The organism is Pseudomonas sp. 05T35 (assembly GCF_056396605.1).
In genome coordinates, this window is sequence record NZ_JBFTLU010000548.1 from 1 (window position 1) to 3,562 (window position 3,562).

Here is a 3,562-nt window from a genome sequence, read left to right on the forward strand (position 1 = left end):
CCCCAGCAGGGTTGCGGCCTACACGCCGATTGACAGTTTCATACACATTTTACGCACAGCTTTATCCACAGGTAGTACGTTGCAATCACCCCCCAAAACGCATTATCTTGTAGCTCGCGCTAAAAAAAACCCTACATGTAGGGGTTTACGCAAAAAACCAAACACAAATCAGACACCAAATTCAAGCGCTTTTATTGCCTCTGTCTGGTTGAACCAAACGTATTTTCAGAAGCCCAAACCGCACCTGCGGATGGCGACTGTTTTTTAGCCGCCAACGGCGAAAACGGTACGGGTGTTGCAGTCAATTACTGTCACCCAAACGGAATTCGGTTTTCGGCCCCAGGCTTGAGACCAAAGACTTCGGCAAGGAAGCGGCGCTCAACAGCCCCCTTCCTGACTGTCCCGAAGTTGTTATGCCCGGCGCTTGCCGGTTGTAGTGCTTCAGGACGGAACGGTGGGCGCCTTCATGGTGCCCAAACAAACATAGAGAACGTGGAGACACCCATGCAAACCGACACAACTCGCGAGAACCCGCAGGGCACCGCGCCGATGGCCACTGATTCGAGTTCGGATCTGTCCGCCACCGCGCCAGGCCAACTGCGCGTGATCAAGCGTAACGGCACTGTCGTTCCTTACACCGATGACAAAATCACCGTCGCCATCACCAAAGCGTTTCTCGCAGTTGAGGGCGGCACTGCTGCTGCCTCGTCGCGAATCCACGACACCGTTGCCCGCCTGACCGAACAAGTCACCGCGACCTTCAAGCGTCGCATGCCATCGGGCGGCACCATCCACATCGAAGAAATCCAGGACCAGGTCGAACTGGCCCTGATGCGTGCCGGCGAACAGAAAGTCGCTCGCGACTACGTGATCTACCGTGACGCCCGCTCCAAGGAGCGCGCAGTACGCGCGCCTGCCGAGGAAGCGGTGCAGGCTCACCCGTCGATCCGCATCACCCGCGCCGACGGCACGTTTGCCCCTCTGGACATGGGCCGCCTGAACACCATCGTCACCGAGGCCTGCGAAGGTCTGGAAGAAGTCGACGGCGACCTGATCCAGCGCGAAACCCTGAAGAACCTCTACGACGGCGTGGCCCTGACCGACGTCAACACGATGGTCGACCTGTACGCCAAGGCGCTGCCTGCCTACATCGCCAAGGGTATCGAATTCGAATTACTGAACCCGGTCCTGGCGACTTTCGACCTGGAAAAACTCGGCAAGGCGATCAACCACGAGCGCGACCAGCAGTTCACCTACCTGGGCCTGCAAACCCTGTACGACCGTTACTTCATCCACAAGGATGGCGTGCGTTTCGAACTGCCGCAGATTTTCTTCATGCGCGTGGCCATGGGCCTGGCGATCGAAGAGAAGAACAAGGAAGACCGTGCGATCGAGTTCTACAACCTGTTGTCGTCCTTCGACTACATGTCCTCGACCCCGACCCTGTTCAACGCCGGTACCCTGCGTCCTCAGCTGTCCAGCTGCTACCTGACCACCGTGCCGGATGACCTGTCGGGCAYCTACCACGCGATCCACGACAACGCCATGCTGTCGAAATTCGCTGGCGGCCTGGGCAACGACTGGACCCCGGTTCGCGCATTGGGCTCGTACATCAAGGGCACCAACGGCAAATCCCAGGGCGTTGTACCGTTCCTGAAAGTAGTGAACGACACCGCTGTCGCCGTTAACCAGGGTGGCAAGCGCAAAGGCGCTGTCTGCGCTTACCTGGAAACCTGGCACATGGACATCGAGGAGTTCATCGAACTCCGCAAGAACACCGGTGATGACCGTCGTCGTACCCACGACATGAACACTGCCAACTGGATCCCTGACCTGTTCATGAAGCGCGTCTTCGATGACGGCAAGTGGACCCTGTTCTCGCCGTCCGAAGTTCCGGACCTGCACGACCTGACCGGCAAGGCCTTCGAAGAACGTTACGAGTACTACGAAGCCCTGACCGAGTACCCAGGCAAGGTCAAGCTGTTCAAGACCATCCAGGCCAAAGACCTGTGGCGCAAAATGCTCTCCATGCTGTTTGAAACCGGCCACCCATGGCTGACCTTCAAAGACCCATGCAACCTGCGCAGCCCACAGCAGCACGTTGGCGTGGTTCACAGCTCGAACCTGTGCACCGAGATCACCTTGAACACCAACAAGGACGAGATCGCCGTTTGCAACCTGGGCTCGATCAACCTGCCGAACCACATCGTCAACGGCAAGCTGGACACCGCCAAGCTGGAACGCACCGTGAACACCGCCGTTCGCATGCTCGATAACGTTATCGACATCAACTACTACTCGGTGCCACAAGCGAAGAACTCCAACTTCAAGCACCGTCCGGTCGGCCTGGGCATCATGGGCTTCCAGGACGCTTTGTACCTGCAGCACATCCCTTACGGTTCCGATGCGGCCGTCGAGTTTGCCGACAAATCGATGGAAGCGGTCAGCTACTACGCGATCCAGGCTTCCTGCGACCTGGCTGACGAGCGTGGCGCTTACGAGACGTTCCAGGGCTCGCTGTGGTCTAAAGGCATCCTGCCGCTGGATTCGCAACAGATCCTGATCGATCAGCGTGGCCAGAAGTACATCGACGTTGACCTGAACGAAACCCTGGACTGGGCGCCGGTGCGTGCTCGCGTACAGAAAGGTATTCGTAACTCCAACATCATGGCCATCGCACCGACCGCAAMCATCGCCAACATCACTGGCGTCTCGCAGTCGATCGAACCGACTTACCAGAACCTCTATGTGAAATCGAACCTGTCGGGCGAATTCACCGTGATCAACCCGTACCTGGTTCGCGACCTCAAGGCTCGTGGTCTGTGGGACTCGGTCATGATCAACGACCTGAAGTACTACGACGGTTCCGTGCAGCAGATCGAACGCATCCCGCAAGAACTCAAAGAGCTCTACGCGACCGCCTTCGAAGTCGACACCAAGTGGATCGTTGACGCGGCCAGCCGTCGTCAGAAGTGGATCGACCAGGCTCAGTCGTTGAACCTGTACATCGCCGGCGCATCGGGCAAGAAGCTCGACGTGACCTACCGCATGGCGTGGTACCGTGGCCTGAAAACCACTTACTACCTCCGTGCCCTGGCCGCGACCAGCACCGAGAAGTCGACCATCAACACCGGCAAGCTGAACGCTGTTTCCAGCGGCGGCAACCACGGTGAGGACTCGGTCCTGGCGGCTCCAGCCGGTCCAGCTCCAGTGCCGAAGGCCTGCGCCATCGACGAGCCGGATTGCGAAGCTTGCCAATAAGCTGAGCCGGTAAGCGCCGCAAGGTGCCTACCCGAAACCCCCGATCAGTCCCCAGGATTGATCGGGGGTTTTCTTTTGCCTCCAGGAAAGTGGCGTTCCGACGATGGGGCCAGCCCAGGCAACCAGAGCCTCGGTTGCCGACACAACTCCCGAATCGAGTAGGAGGCGGCTTCACAACCGCCGTCCTCTCACACCACCGTACGTACGGTTCCGTATACGGCGGTTCAGGTTATGCGATTAAGCCGGTTTATCGTATCCAGTATTGAGACCAGCCCGAGTCGATCCCATAGCTTCTTCGGTA

At 58.3% G+C, this 3,562-nt stretch carries 1 protein-coding gene and 1 pseudogene; one reads left to right on the top strand and one right to left on the bottom strand.

From position 1 onward, the window contains the following. The first annotated feature begins 504 nt into the window (after positions 1-504). Positions 505-3,261, top strand: a complete 2,757-nt coding sequence (locus AC1DH9_RS26965) for a ribonucleoside-diphosphate reductase subunit alpha (RefSeq protein ID WP_477809125.1) — start codon at positions 505-507, stop codon at positions 3,259-3,261. Between the two features lie 224 nt (positions 3,262-3,485). On the opposite strand, the pseudogene AC1DH9_RS26970 reads toward AC1DH9_RS26965, so the two are convergent. After that, positions 3,486-3,562: pseudogene (locus tag AC1DH9_RS26970) on the bottom strand (group II intron maturase-specific domain-containing protein); the annotation flags it as partial.